Genomic DNA, 14850 nt, shown 5'->3' on the forward strand with positions numbered 1-14850 from the left:
CTGTGCAGATACGATTGATTTTAATTATGTTATAACATAACATTTTCGTCTTTCAACTGTTTTGTAAATCATTATCATTGACCTAATGGAGAAAAGTGTGGAGAGAGTGGCGGTAAACATAACGCTAAATAGGGTGCTAATCGGTGTCATGCTGGCGACGAGTGGCGCCGTTCAGGCCAGTAGTTTAGACATCGGTGTCGTGCTGGATGGGGCATATCAAAGCGAGGCTCGAAAGTGGGGAAGTCGTGACAGAGGCTTTGGGCTTGGCCACTCGGAACTCATGTTAAGCAGCAACATCGATCATCACTTTAAAGGCCAACTGGTGACGGTGTTAGCCAGTCATGACGGTGAAACGGAATTAGAGCTTGAAGAAGCATGGGTCGAAACGCTCAGTTTACCGCAAGGGTTGAAACTGAAAGCGGGTCGAATGCTCTCGAATATTGGTTATCTCAATAGCAAACACATGCACGAAGATGCGTTTGTTGAGCGACCCGCCGTGTATCGAGCACTGTTGGGGGGACACTATTTCGATGACGGTATGCAACTGAGTTGGTTACTACCGACAGATTTGTTTGTGCAAACGAATGTAGAACTGCTCAGTGGGAAACCTATTGATGCGGGTTATGACGAACCCGCGGCGATAGGGGTGTACACCGCCAATCTTCAACTCGGCGGGGATATTGGCGTTGAGCACAGTTGGCGCTGGGGGATAAGTGCCCTTTACAATGCGAATGGTCGTCAATTTTCAGCTGCACATGATCATGCGCACGAAGAAGGAGAGGAGCACGATCACGCAGGGCATTCGCACGGGCCATCATTTACCGGGCGTAATCTCTATGGATCGGATTTCACTTGGAAATGGGCACCTGAGGGCAATTATCGTCAAAGCAACCTGAGAATGACCAGCGAATATTGGTATTTAGACAACCGCTTTGATGCGCAACTGGCCACAGCAGCAGGGGCCGAGCAGAATGCTTATGGTTGGTATAGTGAAGTCGCCTATCAGTTTGATCCGAGTTGGACCTTAAGCACTCGATATGGCGAGATGCGAACGGTTGACGGTGATGTGCATGCTCATGGTGATCACTTCCACGGAGAGTTCTCCCGCGCAGAGGTTAAAGAGTGGGATCTGGCGTTGGATTGGCACGCATCCCATTTTGGCCGCGTGCGTGGGCAAGTGACTTATGAGAAACAAGTGCACAGCGATGAGGTGTTGTTTAGTATGCAATATGTGATGTCATTTGGAGCGCACCATGCACATGCGTTTTAAATGGCTAGGTCTGTTACTCGCTTTGGTAAGCCTGCCGAGTGCCGCGAGCCTCAATGTGTTTGTTTGTCAGCCGGATTGGGCTGATTTGGTGCTCAAACATGCCCCGCAGGCGCACATTTATTCCGCAACCACCGCAATGCAAGATCCCCATTATGTTCAAGCAAGACCGTCGTTGATTGCGAAAATGCGCAGTGCCGATCTGGTAGTGTGCTCTGGGGCGGAACTGGAGATCGGCTGGTTGCCCGAATTACAGAGACAGAGCCGAAATGCCAAGGTGCAAAGCGGTCAAGCTGGATTGTTTTGGGTGAGTGATTACGTGGCCTTGTTGGATGAGCATGAGCATGTCGATCGTTCGATGGGCGATGTTCACGCGCACGGCAATCCTCATGTGCAATTTGCCGTCGCCGATATGGAGAATGTGTCACGTGCGTTAGTGGAGCGTTTAGTGCGCATCGATCCGAAAAATCAAGCGCTTTATAAAGGAATGGGGGTACGGTTTCGCGCCGATTGGCAAAAGCGCCTTGAGGTTTGGCGTGAAAAAGCCAAGCGGCTGCAAGATATAAAAGTAGTGGGATACCATCAGACACATCGTTATCTGTTTGCTTGGTTAGGCGTCGAGCAAGTAGCCGATTTGGAGCCCAAACCAGGCTTACCACCCACGTTGTCGCATCTTCATCAGCTTAGTCAGCTCGATTTAAGTCAAGCCGACGCTATCGTCTACTCAAGTCATCAACCCGTCGACGCCGCGAACTGGTTAGCCGAGCGCAGCCATTTGCCCGTCCTCCAGCTGGCGCAAAGTGTTGGTGGTCGAAAAAACACCCACACGTTAGCCGAGCTGATAGACGATAGCATAGAGCAATTGATTAGCCTGAGAGCGGTGCCATGAACCATTACGCTTGGCTACTCGCGCCAGTCACCATCGGTGTATTGGCACTGGTATGCAACATCATTTTGGGCCGACAAGTTTTACAGCGCGGCGTGGTGTTTATTGATCTGGCGATGGCGCAGATATCGGCACTGGCAATGATCACGATTGAGCTTTACGCGGGCTTTGAGTCCAATCTGCTTAGCAAAGTGTTGGCTTCCTATCTGCTTACCTTACCTGCTGCTGGAGTGCTGATCTTTATCGAGCGGCGAGCGATAGCGCATTTGGAAGCCTTGATTGGCTTACTCTATGTGATTGCAGCTTGCCTAGCGGTAAATGTGGTTAGCGTTCAAGCGCATGGCAAGGAACTGATCGACTCGCTACTCAACGGACGCCTTTTATGGGCTGATGGTCGAGATATTGGATGTGTTGCCTTAGTCACCTTGATTTTGCTTTGGATCCAATCTCAGCGCCGCCGCTGGCTTACAGGGCCTGCCTTTTACATCTTGTTTGCCTTGGCCGTTCCGCCCTTAGTGATCAACTTAGGGGTTTATCTTGAATTTGCCGCCCTAATTATGCCCGCCTTGTTTGCCCTATTGTTCAAACCTCGACGATATTGGTGGGCTTCACTGGGGCTTGGGTTACTTGGCGGAGGCGGCGGTTTCTTGCTCTCTTTGTATTGGGATTACCCCGTCGGGCCAAGTGTCGTTATCACCATGGCTGTGTTTGCGATGGTTGGCGTGGCGCTGCGCCAGATAAGTCTTTGTCTATCGGTTCGAACAGAATCAACCAGCCCGTGATAAGTACGGCCTCTTGGGCGACGCCAAACCGTGCTTTTATGTGCTCTTTTCGTAGGAGACTTAAAAAAAAACGCACATTTTTCGTATTTCCCCTTGAAAAGGACTTTGGTGCCCTTATTTAAGGGGCATACGAGAAACAAACATACCAGTTTTTGTTTGTGAGCGGGGGTTGAAACCCGATTCTCCATCCCCACATTATGGGTATAGCAAAACGAACATCGAATTTATTTGGAGATAGCCAGATGGGTAAAATCATTGGTATTGACTTAGGTACTACTAACTCTTGTGTTGCTGTATTAGACGGCGACAAGCCACGCGTAATTGAAAACGCAGAAGGTGAGCGTACAACCCCTTCCGTTATTGCATACACCGATGGCGAGACTCTGGTTGGTCAACCTGCGAAACGTCAAGCAGTTACAAACCCAGAAAACACGCTATTTGCAATCAAGCGTCTGATTGGTCGTCGTTTTGAAGACGAAGAAGTTCAGCGCGACATCGAAATCATGCCTTACAAAATCGTTAAGGCTGACAACGGTGATGCTTGGGTTGAAGCAAAAGGCCAAAAAATGGCTGCGCCGCAAATTTCTGCAGAAGTTCTGAAGAAAATGAAGAAAACTGCAGAAGACTTCCTGGGTGAACCAGTAACAGGTGCGGTTATCACAGTTCCTGCTTACTTCAACGATGCGCAGCGCCAAGCAACTAAAGATGCAGGCCGTATCGCGGGTCTGGAAGTGAAACGTATCATCAACGAACCAACGGCAGCAGCACTAGCCTACGGTCTAGACAAGCAAGGCGGCGACCGTACTATCGCGGTTTACGACCTAGGTGGCGGTACGTTTGATATCTCAATCATCGAAATCGATGAAGTGGAAGGCGAGAAAACCTTCGAAGTTCTAGCAACCAACGGTGACACTCACCTTGGCGGTGAAGACTTTGATAACCGTCTGATCAACTACCTAGTGGCTGAATTCAAGAAAGAGCAAGGCATCGATCTGAAGAAAGATCCTCTCGCGATGCAACGTGTAAAAGAAGCGGCTGAAAAAGCGAAAATTGAGCTTTCCTCAACCACTCAAACCGACGTAAACCTACCGTACGTAACGGCGGATGCGACGGGACCTAAGCACATGAACATCAAGGTGACACGTGCGAAACTAGAATCGCTGGTTGAAGATCTTGTACAACGTTCACTTGAGCCACTAAAAGTTGCACTAGCAGACGCAGATCTATCGGTAGGTGACATTACAGACGTGATCCTTGTTGGTGGTCAAACACGTATGCCAATGGTTCAAGCGAAAGTAACAGAGTTCTTTGGTAAAGAACCTCGTCGCGATGTAAACCCAGATGAAGCGGTTGCGGTGGGTGCAGCTGTTCAAGGCGGCGTACTGGCTGGCGAAGTTAAAGACGTACTGCTACTGGACGTAACGCCACTGTCTCTCGGTATCGAAACCATGGGCGGCGTTATGACCAAGCTGGTTGAGAAGAACACCACTATCCCAACCAAAGCGAACCAAGTGTTCTCGACAGCAGAAGATAACCAAAGTGCGGTAACGATTCACGTGCTACAAGGTGAGCGTAAGCAAGCGATGTACAACAAATCGCTTGGTCAGTTTAACCTTGAGGGTATCAACGCTGCGCCACGCGGTATGCCACAAATCGAAGTTACTTTTGACCTCGATGCAGACGGCATCCTGCACGTATCAGCGAAAGATAAGCAAACGGGCAAAGAGCAGAAGATCACCATCCAAGCTTCTGGCGGTCTGAGCGATGCTGAAATTGAGAAAATGGTTCAAGAAGCAGAAGCAAACAAAGAAGCGGACAAGAAGTTCGAAGAGCTAGCTACTGCACGTAACCAAGCTGACCAGATCATTCACGGTACTCGTAAACAAGTGGAAGAAGCGGGTGAAGCCCTTCCAGCAGACGAGAAAGCGAAGATCGAAACGGCAATCGAAGAACTTGAGCAAGCTCGCAAAGGCGAAGATAAAGAAGCGATCGAAGCGAAAATCCAAGCACTGATGGCGGCGGCTCAAAAGCTGATGGAAATTGCTCAGCAGCAGGCTCAAGCACAACAAGGCTCAGCGGATGCTGGTGCTAAGTCTCAAGACGACGACGTTGTTGATGCTGAGTTTGAAGAAGTCAAAGACGACAAGAAATAATCTTGTTTAACCAGATGGCTAAGGCCATCTGGTACTTAACTTCCTGTTTGCGGGCGTTTGGGGTAACTCTTACGCCCGCAAGTTTGTACAAAATTGTGTGCTTATAGATAAAGGGTAGTCATCGTTTCGAACCTTTATCTATATCGATACAAACACCAGGCTTAGTGCCGTTTGCAGTAAATAATTGGTGACGAAGAACATGTCAAAACGTGATTTTTACGAAGTATTAGGCGTTGGCCGTGATGCCTCTGAACGCGACATCAAAAAGGCGTATAAGCGTCTGGCGATGAAATTCCATCCAGACCGTAACCAGGGTGACGATTCAGCGTCGGATAAGTTTAAAGAAGTAAAAGAAGCGTACGAGATTCTGACTGATCCGCAGAAGAAAGCGGCCTATGACCAATATGGTCATGCTGCCTTTGAGCAAGGTGGCGGCGGCTTCGGCGGCGGTGGTTTTGGCGGGGGCGGCGCGGATTTTGGCGACATCTTTGGCGACGTGTTTGGCGACATCTTTGGTGGTGGTCGCCGTGGTGGTGGTCCTCGTGCTCAACGTGGTGCCGACCTGCGTTATAATATGGAGTTGTCCCTAGAGGAAGCGGTGCGTGGCGTTTCAAAAGAGATCGAAGTGCCCACCTTGGTACACTGTGACTCGTGTGACGGTAGCGGTGCGAAGAAAGGCACCTCGGCAGAAACCTGTGGGACTTGTCATGGCCACGGCCAAGTGCAAATGCGTCAAGGCTTCTTTGCCGTGCAGCAAACCTGTCCTACCTGCCATGGTAAAGGCAAGATCATCAAAGACCCATGTAATGTTTGCCACGGCCAAGGTCGTAAGCATAAGAAGAAAACGCTCAATGTGAAAATTCCTGCCGGGGTCGACACAGGCGATCGTATTCGTCTCTCCGGCGAAGGCGAAGCGGGAGAAATGGGCGCTCCAGCAGGTGATTTGTACGTACAAGTTCATGTCAAAGAACACCATATCTTTGAACGTGATGGCAACAACCTTTACTGTGAAGTGCCAGTGAGCTTTGCGATGGCGGCATTGGGTGGCGAAGTCGAAGTGCCAACACTCGACGGTCGCGTGAGCTTAAAAGTGCCAAGCGAAACGCAAACAGGGCGTATGTTCCGCATGCGCGGCAAAGGCGTCAAAGGTGTTCGCGGCGGTGCCATCGGCGATCTGATCGTTAAGCTTGTGGTTGAAACGCCAGTCAACCTCAGTGCTCGTCAAAAAGAACTTTTGAAAGAGTTTGAGGAATCTTGCGGCGGCGAAGCGGCGACTAAGCATAAGCCAAAATCGGAAGGTTTCTTTAACGGCGTGAAGAAGTTCTTTGACGATCTCACTAGCTAGTTCATAGCGCTTTCTAAGCTAAAAAGCCCGTTTGGTGTTGCCAAACGGGCTTTTTACTTTCTTGCTACCAACACGCCGCTGGTTTCGCGGTGTTGGTGGAATCGAGCGTCATTTTCTTCACCGTTTCATTGGCTAGGCATGGGTCGTTGTTTTGACCTTTAGTGGTTTTTGCTGTCGCGGTAATGGTGTACGACATGGTTGCGGAACTGGCAACAGAAAACTCATATCGCTCCGCGATAGAGTCACAAATTATGCAATTGCCGCCGGAAATAATCTGCGACCATTGGTAACCACCGTTATAACTTCGTTCCAATTCTAACTGTATTTTAGCCATATCCGCTTTTGCCACCGTTCGATGCGACTCAATAACGTACTTGCTATAACTTGGATAGCTAATGGCGGCTAAGATGCCGACGACCACAACCACAATCATTATTTCGATCAATGTCATGCCTTTGTGTTGAACAGTGATTGGGTTACAAAAATTTCTTCGAATCATTTCCATACTTCTCTTCTAAGCTCTGCACTATTTTTGATAGCTGTTAGCATCTATGCAAGTTGATTCATTATTATCTCGCTGTTTGCAAAGGATTTTGGGAAATGCATCGCGGCTTTACACTCTTGGAGCTCTTAATTACGGTTGTGGTTTTAACTGTATTGTTACTTTTTGCATCACCTAATTTTTCAAAAGTGAGTCAGCAAACAAAAGCAGTTAACTTAGCCAATGAAATACATGGTTTTCTTATTCAAGCGAAATCAGAGGCAGTGCTTCGTAACCAAGATTTGTGGGTGCATATCGATGGACTTCCTGCATCGGATGGAAAATGGACCTTATCTCTCTCTACGGCTTCTTCCTCTTCAGCTGTAAGCAGTGCCAATACCTTGGCTGTCTTTGATGGTCGCCGATATCGCAATGTATGGGTTTCCAATACAGGTACACTCAATACTCTTGAGTTTGATCATGTGATGGGTAATCCCCTAGAAGCGGGCAATATCACGATTAAACTATCAGAAACGGATCAGAAACCGATTAAAGTCGTGGTCCATAACCGAGCTGGTCGTATCAAGCTCTGCACTGTAAGCGAGGCAATGTATGGCTTTGAAAAGTGTTAAGCAACTTGGAAGCTCGCTAGTTGAGTTTATGATCGCGGCATTACTAGGAGGAATGGCCCTGACTATTGTTGGCTCTGTTTTTCTCTCCAATCAAAAATCTGCTGCTCAACGCAGCAAAGAAATCATGCTTCTTCAGCAAATGAACAGCGTGATGCAGCAAATTAAAGAGGATATTCAGCGAGCGGGGTTCGATGGTATAGCAACAAACTCAATGATGCTTTCTGGTTCAACCACCGTACTTTACCAGCAATCAAATGCGATTGGTTATGTTTATCGGAAAACATCGAGTCAAACAAGTAATACTATCTATAGACTAAATAGTGGCATGTTGGAATATTGTCAAAATGACTCTTCGTTACCTATAAAAGTTGTATCCGCTGCTAAAGGTTGTTTCGATCTATTTGATCCTAAACAGATTAAAGTGACTCAGTTTGATATTAATAAAAAAGTATTGTTGGGTGATTCAGCAGAAAGTGCATTTGTTACTATTTCTATGAAGGCTCAATTAAAAAAAGACTCATCGGTTTCTCATGCGATGTCATTACAAGTTCAACAAAGGAATTGGCAATGATGCGTCAATATCAACAAGGGGTAGCAACATTATTAATCACATCGATATTGCTTTCGGTCGCTTTAGTGATCACTTTGGGCTCCTATAAAACGCTGTTTTACCAAATTAAGCGAGCACAAAATGAAGTCAAGTCAAGGCAAGAGCACTGGCTTGCAGAGGGGGGATTGGAGTGTTTGTTTACCTATGTGAAAGAAGACGTATCGAGAATTGCATCTGTAATTCCTGACGATCACACTGAACTAGATGCTATTTGTAAAAATTCATTAAAACTCAAAAAATTATATGTATCAGATTTAGGTGGCTCAGCCTATAGAATTCACGCTAAAACGCAAAATGATTGGTCAAATTTAGAGAAAATCTTCTCTAGGTCTACAAGCACAGGAAAAGGGGCGATACAAACCACCTCAAGGCTCACTACTTTTGGGCAATTGAACGTAAAGCCAGATGCCAATGGAGCTCCCAATGCAGATGGTAAATATGAATGCGTGTCAATTACGTACAAATACAGCTATACCATCAAAGCTCCGTCATCGGAGAGCAAATATATAACTCAAGGAATAGACGAAAATGCTTTGTATGCAGGCTCTCCGGCTGGAGATTGTACTTCAAACACGACAACGAATGTTACTGTGGAAAAGGGAACATCAATTACAAAAACGGACAAACCAGAAACCTCTAATTCAAGCTTAAAAGATGATTTTGTCTACAATTCGGATGCGGATCCTTTTAATTCATTCTTTGGCTACAAAAAAACACCAGAAAATATTGCTAAAGTAAAATCATCCTTTCCTGAAGCGGGCAGAATAAATATTACCGATGCAAAGAATTGCAAAAAAGTTATTGAAGATGCGTTTAAGAATGTCGACCAAGTTTGGATAACAGGTAATTGTGCAATTAACGGAAATTTAGTCATTCAAGGTAGCCATGAGAAATATACCTTAGTCATTCAAGATGGGATTTTTATTAACACAGGCGCAACGAAATTTGGAGGAACACTATTTCATTTAGTCGATAAAACAAAACCACAATTTATCCCAGAAAATTTGAAAAATTATTGGGATAGTCTGTTTGCTACATCCGACGGAGCCCCAACTGATTTTACAATTGGTAAACAATATACAGATTTAAACCAAACAGTCTATGTTGATGCTGGCTCTTTTTACGCAGTTGGTGGATATGGATTTGATAGTGATGGCTTAGGTGTTTCTATCGCAGGTTCAATGAATTTGACATTTGACTCAAGAAAAAGACCGACCTCTATTTCTAATAATATTCAATGGCAAGAAGGAAGCTGGAATGCACAATAAACAACGTGGCTTTAGTTTATTGGAAGTGATGATTTCTTTTGTGCTGATTGGTATTGGTGCTCTGGGTTTAGTCAAACTTCAGGTTTACATCGAACAAAAAGCCGACTACGCCATTCAGAGTATTGAGGCTCTTAACTTAGCCGAGCAAAAGTTAGAATGGTTCCGCACTCGTGGTGCAACTGCATCTTCGGCAATTACAGTGGCCAACTTTGCCGATGATATCGTGGCAGGCTCGGATGCGTCTCATCCTCCTTATACAGTGACTTGGAGCGTCCCCGCCACCGCTCTCTCTGGGGCATTGAAAACTATTCATATTCAAACCACTTGGACCGATCGCCTTGGTTATCCCCAGTCTGTTGAGCTCAAAACCATGATTTCCAAATACAGCGAGTTTGATACGCACTAAATTGCTTTTCGCTGCTTTCTGTCTTGGTTGCAGAAAAAAATAACCACAATGTATTAAAAATTGGTGCTTACTTTGTTGCATTTTCGCGGTTGGGGATGTTAGTGAATTGTTTTTGCTGATCGCATTTTTTGCAAAATATGTCTCCGAATATGGAAAAATTGACGGAATCTTGTGCTTTTGATTTGCGCTTTTAATAGAATATGACGTTGAAAAAAGGCGAAAACGATAAGTTATATTCGTCTGACACAGCAACATCATTGATTATGGAGTTACCATGAGTAACCAAGCAGTAAATCAAGCACCATCTCCGAAGCCGAGCGGAATGGATCGTTTTCTGAACTTTATCGAGCGGGCAGGGAACAAAATTCCAGATCCCGCTATCTTGTTCTTCTGGGCATTGATCATCACGTGGGCCGCATCTGCTCTGCTGTCGAATGTGACGTTTGACATTCCCAACCCACGCACCGGTGAAGCACTTGCGATCAACAACCTTTTGACTGGCGAATCTTTAGCAAGCTTTCTCGCAAACATGGTGAAAACTTTCACAGGCTTTGCGCCACTTGGCATTGTATTGGTGGCGATGCTGGGTGTCGGCGTTGCCGACTCTTCGGGCTTTATCACCACGGGCCTGAAGAAAATGCTCAACTTCACCCCAGCGAAACTGCTCACGCCGATGCTGATTCTGGTGGCGATTGTATCGCACACTGCGGCCGATGCGGGTTATGTGTTGGTGATTCCACTGGGCGGGATCATTTTCCACGCAGCGGGCCGCCACCCTCTGGCGGGTATTGCCGCGGCGTTTGCTGGCGTATCCGGCGGTTTCTCTGCCAACTTTATTCCTTCTGGTATCGATCCTCTGTTGGCTGGCTTTACTCAGACCGCTGCACAAGTGCTTGATCCTCAATACGTGGTTAATCCTCTGGCCAATATTTTCTTCACCGGCCTCTCCTCAGTCCTTATCGTCGCGATTGGCTGGTATGTGACCGAGAAAATCATTGAACCACGTTTGCAGAAAATGCCTGTAGACGTGGATGCCGAAGAAGCGCCTGATCTTGGTTCCTTCACTGACATCGAGTCGAAAGCTTTCCGTTACGCGGGCTGGGCGATGTTGGCTGGCATTGCACTTTTAGTAGTGGCGTTGCTGCCAGAAAACTCGGCACTGCGTTCTCCTGAAGGGGAAATCACCGCGTTTTCTGCGCCGATCATGAAATCGATTGTGCCACTGATCTTTATCCTGTTTATCATTCCAGGCTATGTATACGGCAAAGTGTCGGGCACATTTAAAACCAGCAATGACATCATCAAAGCGATGGCGGATACCATGTCGACTATGGGCGCTTATATCGTCATGTCATTCTTCTGCGCTCAGTTTCTTGCTGCGTTTGCACAATCCAATTTGGGTACCATGCTGGCGCTTTACGGCGCCGAAGGGCTTAAAGCGATGAACTTGCCCGGTGAAGCGACCATCGTTGGCATGATCTTGTTAACGGCTGCGGTTAACTTGCTGATCGGTTCAGCGTCTGCCAAATGGGCGTTGATCGGCCCGATTCTGGTGCCGATGCTGATGGCGGTAGGGATTTCTCCCGAGTTGTCTCAGGCGGCTTACCGCGTGGGCGACTCTGTATCGAACATCATTTCACCGTTGATGGTGTTCTTCCCGCTGGTGGTGGTGTACTGCCAGCGTTACGTGAAAGCGACGGGGATCGGCACGCTGGCGTCACTGATGATGCCATTCTCGATTGCGATGCTGATTGGCTGGACGTTGTTCTTGCTCGCTTACTGGGCGCTAGGCATTCCACTTGGTATTCAGGCGCCGTACACCTACAGCATGTAGATAAAAGAAAAGCCCGCGACAGCGGGCTTTTTCATATCGGTGCCGTTACTTGGTTTTGAGGTATTTCGCGTGAAACGCCAAATGATCGGCAATAAAGCTTTGGATAAAGAAGTAGCTGTGGTCATAGCCAGGATGCATTCTCAGCGTGATGTCAATATCCCTCTCTTTAGCGACGCTCATCAGTGTTTCCGGCTGGAGCTGCTCTTGCAGGAAGCTATCCGCTTCGCCCTGATCAATCAGAATGGGGGTGCGCACCAAGTACGATTTAAACAGTTCGACCGCGTCGTAGTGTTCCCAGGCCGATTTGTCGTCGCCCAGATAATGGCGAAACGCTTTCTGACCCCATGGCACCGCCATCGGATGGCAGATTGGGCTGAAAGCAGAAATTGAGGTGTAGTGGTTCTGGTTTTTCGCACCAATGGTCAATGCGCCGTGGCCGCCCATACTGTGGCCAGAAATCGCCTTACGTGTGCTGACTGGAAAATGTGTTTCGATAAGTTTCGGTAATTCATCAACGATGTAGCTGTACATCTGATAGTTGGCTTTCCATGGCTCCTGTGTCGCATTGAGGTAGAAGCCTGCACCCAAGCCGAAATCGTACGCACCGTCGGGATCATCCGGTACGTGCTCGCCACGGGGGCTGGTGTCCGGCGCGACAATCGCAATACCCAGTTCGGCCGCTTTTTGAAACGCGGCGGCTTTTTGCATAAAGTTTTCATCGGTGCAGGTCAGCCCAGACAACCAGTACAATACAGGGACTGGCGTGCCTGCGGTGGCTTGAGGCGGCAGATAAATCGCAAAGCGCATGTCGCAGCTCAACACGTCCGAATGATGCTGATACTGCTTGTGCCAGCCATCAAACACTTTGGCCTGAGTAAGATTGGTTAAACTCATGGTAACTCCTTTGACGAGGTATTGCCTGCCCAAACAATGTTGCCGCTTTGCTGGCGGCAACATTCTATTATCCGGTCAGCGTCACCCGTCATTGCTGAGGGGGGTGATTATTTGAAATGGATCACCGAGCGAATGCTTTCACCCGAATGCATCAGCTCAAACGCTTGGTTGATCTCGTCGAGTGGCATGGTGTGAGTAATGAACTCCTGCAGACCAAATTCCCCCGCCAGATATTGCTCAACAATGCCCGGCAGTTGTGAACGGCCTTTCACGCCGCCAAATGCGCTGCCGCGCCATACTCGGCCAGTTACCAGTTGGAATGGGCGGGTAGAGATTTCCTGACCTGCGCCTGCAACACCAATGATGACGGATTCGCCCCAACCTTTGTGGCAGCATTCCAGCGCCTGACGCATTACGTTCACGTTGCCGATACATTCAAACGAGAAGTCGACGCCGCCGTCGGTCATCTCGATGATGATGTCCTGAATCGGTTTGTCGAATTTCTGTGGGTTGATGCAGTCGGTCGCACCCAGTTGTTTCGCCAGTTCGAATTTTTTCTCATTGATATCGATACCAATAATGCGGCTCGCGCCAACCATACGAGCACCGATGATCGCGGACAAGCCGATACCACCCAGACCAAAGATGGCAACGGTGTCGCCTTTTTTCACTTTAGCGGTGTTCATGACTGCGCCCATACCCGTGGTCACGCCACAACCCAGTAGACAGATCTCTTCCAATGGTGCTTCTTTGTTGACTTTCGCTAACGAAATTTCTGGCAGCACGGTGTATTCAGAGAAGGTTGAACAGCCCATGTAGTGGAAAATGGGTTCGCCATCTTTGTAGAAACGCGTCGTGCCGTCTGGCATCAAGCCTTTGCCCTGAGTGGCACGCACAGCGCTACACAGGTTGGTTTTGCCTGATTTACAGAACTTACATTCGCCACATTCGGCCGTGTAGAGTGGAATGACGTGATCGCCCACTTCCACGCTGGTGACGCCTTCACCAACCATTTCAACGATACCACCGCCTTCATGGCCGAGGATCGCCGGGAATACGCCTTCAGGATCATCACCAGACAGGGTAAACGCGTCCGTGTGGCAAACGCCCGAAGCGACGATGCGCACCAGCACTTCGCCTTTACGTGGCAGCATAACGTCCACTTCTTCCATCTTCAGTGGCTGATTTGGGCCCCAGGCAACCGCGGCGCGAGATTTAATGAATTTGTCTTGAGACATGGAGTGATTCCTTTTCATACATTGCAATCGAGTGGGGGCGCGGCTAAACGCCCAGCCAAGATTGTCAGTATAGTCCTTTCATTTGGCGGTATAATTGGGTCAAAATGAGAATAACTTTTACGGTATTGTAATAATAAACAACGGATAAGGTGAAATGGCGAGTTGGGAAGGGGTCAGTGAATTTGTTGCCGTCGCAGAGACAGGCAGTTTTACTCAGGCAGCAAAACGCTTGGTGACCTCGGTGGCGAATGTCAGCCGAAGGATTGCGTTGCTGGAAGAGCGGCTGGGGGTCAAGTTGCTGCTGCGCACGACGCGCAAAGTCTCGCTCACCGAAGCCGGTCAGGTCTATTACCAGCAATGCCGTGCATTGTTGGAGGGGCTGGAGCAGGCTGAGCTGACTGTGACTCAGATGCAACAAACGCCGAGAGGTAAACTGAAAGTGACGGCGCCTGTTACCTACGGCGAACAGAAAATTGCGCCTTTGCTGAGCGATTTCTTGCTGCAGCATCCGAAGCTGGAGTTGGAATTAGTCCTGACAAACCAGAAACTGGATTTGATTGAGCAGGGCGTGGATGTTGCGGTGCGTCTTGGTCAGTTGGACGATTCCAGCTTTATTGCCCGTCGTCTGAGCAACCGCCATTTGTATGTCTGTGCGACGCCGGACTATCTTGCCCAATGTGGCACGCCGCACACTCTGTCTGAACTGACTAAACACAGTTGTCTGGTCGGAACATACGATCACTGGCGTTTCAAAGAAAATCAGCAGTCGCGCTCGATTCGTGTCAAAGGACGCCTCAGTTGCAGCAGCGGCGTCGTATTGCTGGATGCGGTGCTCAAAGGTATGGGGCTGGCGCAACTGCCGGATTATTACGTCGATGAACACCTGCTTGCGGGCCGTTTGGTCGAAGTGCTGCCAAACTATCGTGATGACCGGGAAGGGGTCTGGGCGCTTTATCCGCAAAACCGCCATTTATCGTCGAAAGTACGTTTGCTGGTGGATTATCTGGCGCAGCATTTATCTGCACCAGCGATGTCGCTATAATTGCGCCCCCAA

The 14850-nt window shown here is 48.2% G+C and carries 14 protein-coding genes; 11 read left to right on the plus strand and 3 right to left on the minus strand.

Features of this window, described 5'->3' with window-relative positions:
- Positions 1 to 148 precede the first annotated feature (148 nt).
- The 5 genes from I3X05_RS03225 (at position 149) to dnaJ (ending at position 6433) form a co-directional block, all read left to right on the plus strand.
- Entirely contained in the window at positions 149 to 1270 is a 1122-nt protein-coding gene (locus tag I3X05_RS03225) for a TonB-dependent receptor (RefSeq protein ID WP_045570701.1), read from the plus strand.
- The gene (locus I3X05_RS03230) at positions 1254 to 2156 is read left to right on the plus strand and encodes a metal ABC transporter solute-binding protein, Zn/Mn family (protein WP_337970957.1); all 903 of its coding nucleotides are present in this window, start codon (positions 1254 to 1256) and stop codon (positions 2154 to 2156) included. Before I3X05_RS03225 ends, I3X05_RS03230 begins: the two co-directional genes overlap by 17 nt.
- Positions 2153 to 2935, plus strand: coding sequence for a metal ABC transporter permease (locus I3X05_RS03235; RefSeq protein ID WP_337970958.1), 783 nt, complete (start codon positions 2153 to 2155; stop codon positions 2933 to 2935). The genes I3X05_RS03230 and I3X05_RS03235 overlap by 4 nt, the downstream gene beginning before the upstream one ends.
- Positions 2936 to 3177: 242 nt before the next feature.
- Entirely contained in the window at positions 3178 to 5088 is a 1911-nt protein-coding gene (gene dnaK, locus I3X05_RS03240; protein WP_045570698.1) for a molecular chaperone DnaK, read from the plus strand.
- A gap of 199 nt (positions 5089 to 5287) precedes the next feature.
- A complete protein-coding gene (dnaJ, locus tag I3X05_RS03245) occupies positions 5288 to 6433 on the plus strand; it encodes a molecular chaperone DnaJ (protein ID WP_039424351.1) in 1146 nt (381 codons plus the stop codon).
- A 64-nt stretch (positions 6434 to 6497) separates the two neighbouring features.
- Here the strand turns inward: dnaJ and I3X05_RS03250 are convergent, their stop codons facing one another.
- Positions 6498 to 6932, minus strand: coding sequence for a type IV pilin protein (locus tag I3X05_RS03250; RefSeq protein WP_139046344.1), 435 nt, complete (start codon positions 6930 to 6932; stop codon positions 6498 to 6500).
- A 101-nt stretch (positions 6933 to 7033) separates the two neighbouring features.
- Between I3X05_RS03250 and I3X05_RS03255 the strand changes: the two genes are divergently transcribed.
- The 5 genes from I3X05_RS03255 (at position 7034) to I3X05_RS03275 (ending at position 11664) form a co-directional block, all read left to right on the plus strand.
- Entirely contained in the window at positions 7034 to 7546 is a 513-nt protein-coding gene (locus tag I3X05_RS03255) for a GspH/FimT family pseudopilin (protein WP_045570695.1), read from the plus strand.
- Positions 7527 to 8117 carry a PilW family protein gene (locus tag I3X05_RS03260; protein WP_045570694.1) on the plus strand — a complete coding sequence of 197 codons (591 nt, stop codon included), beginning with the start codon at positions 7527 to 7529 and terminating at the stop codon, positions 8115 to 8117. Before I3X05_RS03255 ends, I3X05_RS03260 begins: the two co-directional genes overlap by 20 nt.
- Positions 8114 to 9424 (plus strand): hypothetical protein, encoded by a 1311-nt coding sequence (locus I3X05_RS03265; protein WP_337970959.1) that lies wholly within the window; start codon positions 8114 to 8116, stop codon positions 9422 to 9424. The genes I3X05_RS03260 and I3X05_RS03265 overlap by 4 nt, the downstream gene beginning before the upstream one ends.
- Positions 9414 to 9830, plus strand: coding sequence for a type IV pilus modification PilV family protein (locus I3X05_RS03270; protein WP_045570692.1), 417 nt, complete (start codon positions 9414 to 9416; stop codon positions 9828 to 9830). Before I3X05_RS03265 ends, I3X05_RS03270 begins: the two co-directional genes overlap by 11 nt.
- A 274-nt stretch (positions 9831 to 10104) precedes the next feature.
- On the plus strand, positions 10105 to 11664 hold the full coding sequence (locus tag I3X05_RS03275) for an AbgT family transporter (protein WP_045570691.1): 1560 nt from the start codon (positions 10105 to 10107) through the stop codon (positions 11662 to 11664).
- A gap of 45 nt (positions 11665 to 11709) precedes the next feature.
- On the opposite strand, the gene fghA is transcribed toward I3X05_RS03275, so the two are convergent.
- Both fghA and I3X05_RS03285 read right to left on the minus strand, forming a co-directional pair.
- Positions 11710 to 12558: an S-formylglutathione hydrolase gene (gene fghA / locus I3X05_RS03280; protein ID WP_193167476.1), complete on the minus strand. Its 849-nt coding sequence runs from the start codon at positions 12556 to 12558 to the stop codon at positions 11710 to 11712.
- Positions 12559 to 12665: 107 nt separating this feature from the next.
- Positions 12666 to 13796, minus strand: coding sequence for an S-(hydroxymethyl)glutathione dehydrogenase/class III alcohol dehydrogenase (locus I3X05_RS03285; RefSeq protein WP_193167475.1), 1131 nt, complete (start codon positions 13794 to 13796; stop codon positions 12666 to 12668).
- A 154-nt stretch (positions 13797 to 13950) separates the two neighbouring features.
- On the opposite strand from I3X05_RS03285, the gene I3X05_RS03290 reads away from it, so the two are divergent.
- Positions 13951 to 14838, plus strand: a complete 888-nt coding sequence (locus tag I3X05_RS03290; RefSeq protein WP_337970960.1) for a LysR substrate-binding domain-containing protein — start codon at positions 13951 to 13953, stop codon at positions 14836 to 14838.
- The last annotated feature ends 12 nt before the right edge of the window (positions 14839 to 14850 follow it).

This window comes from Vibrio navarrensis, from assembly GCF_015767675.1.
Lineage (GTDB): Bacteria > Pseudomonadota > Gammaproteobacteria > Enterobacterales > Vibrionaceae > Vibrio.

What these genes read in the sequence shown, in the direction of transcription:
- I3X05_RS03225 (WP_045570701.1), top strand. Translation starts at nt 149, where the DNA reads ATGCTGGCGACGAGTGGCGCCGTTCAGGCCAGTAGTTTAGACATCGGT.
- I3X05_RS03230 (WP_337970957.1), top strand. Translation starts at nt 1,254, where the DNA reads ATGCACATGCGTTTTAAATGGCTAGGTCTGTTACTCGCTTTGGTAAGC.
- I3X05_RS03235 (WP_337970958.1), top strand. Translation starts at nt 2,153, where the DNA reads ATGAACCATTACGCTTGGCTACTCGCGCCAGTCACCATCGGTGTATTG.
- dnaK (WP_045570698.1), top strand. Translation starts at nt 3,178, where the DNA reads ATGGGTAAAATCATTGGTATTGACTTAGGTACTACTAACTCTTGTGTT.
- dnaJ (WP_039424351.1), top strand. Translation starts at nt 5,288, where the DNA reads ATGTCAAAACGTGATTTTTACGAAGTATTAGGCGTTGGCCGTGATGCC.
- I3X05_RS03250 (WP_139046344.1), bottom strand. Translation starts at nt 6,932, where the DNA reads ATGATTCGAAGAAATTTTTGTAACCCAATCACTGTTCAACACAAAGGC.
- I3X05_RS03255 (WP_045570695.1), top strand. Translation starts at nt 7,034, where the DNA reads ATGCATCGCGGCTTTACACTCTTGGAGCTCTTAATTACGGTTGTGGTT.
- I3X05_RS03260 (WP_045570694.1), top strand. Translation starts at nt 7,527, where the DNA reads ATGGCTTTGAAAAGTGTTAAGCAACTTGGAAGCTCGCTAGTTGAGTTT.
- I3X05_RS03265 (WP_337970959.1), top strand. Translation starts at nt 8,114, where the DNA reads ATGATGCGTCAATATCAACAAGGGGTAGCAACATTATTAATCACATCG.
- I3X05_RS03270 (WP_045570692.1), top strand. Translation starts at nt 9,414, where the DNA reads ATGCACAATAAACAACGTGGCTTTAGTTTATTGGAAGTGATGATTTCT.
- I3X05_RS03275 (WP_045570691.1), top strand. Translation starts at nt 10,105, where the DNA reads ATGAGTAACCAAGCAGTAAATCAAGCACCATCTCCGAAGCCGAGCGGA.
- fghA (WP_193167476.1), bottom strand. Translation starts at nt 12,558, where the DNA reads ATGAGTTTAACCAATCTTACTCAGGCCAAAGTGTTTGATGGCTGGCAC.
- I3X05_RS03285 (WP_193167475.1), bottom strand. Translation starts at nt 13,796, where the DNA reads ATGTCTCAAGACAAATTCATTAAATCTCGCGCCGCGGTTGCCTGGGGC.
- I3X05_RS03290 (WP_337970960.1), top strand. Translation starts at nt 13,951, where the DNA reads ATGGCGAGTTGGGAAGGGGTCAGTGAATTTGTTGCCGTCGCAGAGACA.